Genomic DNA, 1,623 nt, shown 5'->3' with positions numbered 1-1,623 from the left:
TAGATATGGTGGAGATATTTAAACTTGGTGGCGTTGAAGTAACAAAAGAAGAAGTGCGAAAGATGCTGACAAAATTAAAAAACAGTTACTATGATGAAGTTGATGATAGTGATGTAGTTGAATATGATTACGAAATAAAATGCAATAATGTTATGTTAGAGTCATTTCTGAATGGTTTTATTACTTTTAAAAGAGGGAAACAAGATCCAAAACCAGGGCAATCGGATAGACAAGCGATGTCTTTAAAGAGTAATGGAAGTGTTAATAATCTCGTTCTAAAAAAATTGAAGATAGCACTATCATTAACAAGTGAAGATATGCTTGATATATTAGAAGACGTAGGAGTCATTGTAACAAAAGGAGAATTAAGCGCTCTATTAAGAAAAGAAGGCCATAAGAATTACAAAGAGTGCGGTGATAGATACGCAAGGAATTTCTTAAAGGGATTAGCTGTAAGCTATAGAGGATAAGGAATAAGCATTGTAACATTTATGTTAAAACAGTAAATGGTATAATAGCTAGAGTAGGTCGTTTGTAGCCTACTCTTTTTTATTTATAAAAATAAYATAAACRAATAYGYTAGGTGATGAAATGRTACATACATATTCAGGTGAGACAATTAATTTTCATATAACTTATAAGAAGAAAAAGTCGGTGCGTCTTTTTGTAGATTCGTACGGAAATGTGGAAGTGCAGGCTCCAAAGGGAACCCCTGTTGAATACTTAGTCCAATTGTTAGAGGAGAAATGGGATTGGATTCAGGCAACACGTAAGGAAATGCAGGATCGAGCGCTTGGACCACAGGAAAAGGGTTATGATCAAGGAGAGGGCTTTCTGTATTTAGGGAATACGTATCAGATACAGATTTCTCAAGATGCAAGTATTACGCAAGATAATGCAGTTTTTGAAGGGGATAAGCTACACATTTATGTGAATGAGCTTAAGGATGAGAAAATACAACAAGCTTTGAAACGATTTTACTATAAGCAGTGCAAAGCATTAGTAGAGAAGAGTATTAAAGCGCATCAAAGTAATTTTAAAACAAAACCACGTTCTATTCGTATTACAGATAGTAGTCGTACGTGGGGAACTTGTGATTCAAATCTACAGTTAACGTTTAATTGGAAGCTAGCAATGGCACCTCAGAGGGTAATTGATTATGTAGTTGTTCATGAAATGTGTCATATGGTTCATTTAAATCATGATCGATCTTTTTGGCGTCTTGTCGGGAAGATAATGCCTGATTATAAGGAAATGGAAAACTGGTTAGCGTTATCTAGTTGGAAGATGACGGTTTAGTTATTACTTTAGATTGTGGAATGAAATAAAGTAGAACCCTAATGAATTAGGGTTCTCTTTGTACATAGATTATCGTCCAAACTTCACAGTGAAAGTATCGTCTATTCTCTCCATCGCATACCCACGATACCCCTCCGAAAGCAACGCCTGCTGTCCACCAGCATCACTCATCGGAACGCTCTTAACATCGGACCAATCTCTTTCCTTATCCCCACGCAACTCCTTCACAAAAACATACCGCAGACTCCCACCATACTTCTCCTTCAGCGCAGCAATTTCCATCCCTTGCGCAAACTTATCTTTTAAACTAGGGATGTTGAAAGG

Annotated in this window: 2 protein-coding genes and 1 pseudogene; 2 read left to right on the top strand and 1 reads right to left on the bottom strand. The window is 36.5% G+C overall.

Annotation, left to right across the window (positions count from 1 at the left end):
- Positions 1-470: YehS family protein (locus tag AC1DJR_RS29070; protein ID WP_477004156.1), on the top strand; the 470-nt coding region annotated here is incomplete at its 5' end.
- Positions 471-591: 121 nt separating this feature from the next.
- Positions 592-1,299, top strand: coding sequence for a M48 family metallopeptidase (locus tag AC1DJR_RS29065; RefSeq protein WP_477004155.1), 708 nt, complete (start codon positions 592-594; stop codon positions 1,297-1,299).
- A gap of 69 nt (positions 1,300-1,368) precedes the next feature.
- Here AC1DJR_RS29065 and AC1DJR_RS29060 read toward each other — a convergent pair.
- Positions 1,369-1,623: pseudogene (locus tag AC1DJR_RS29060) on the bottom strand (GNAT family N-acetyltransferase); the annotation flags it as partial.

The organism is Bacillus sp. 05T31 (genome assembly GCF_056396725.1).
This window is presented reverse-complemented; position numbering and strand designations above follow the sequence as displayed.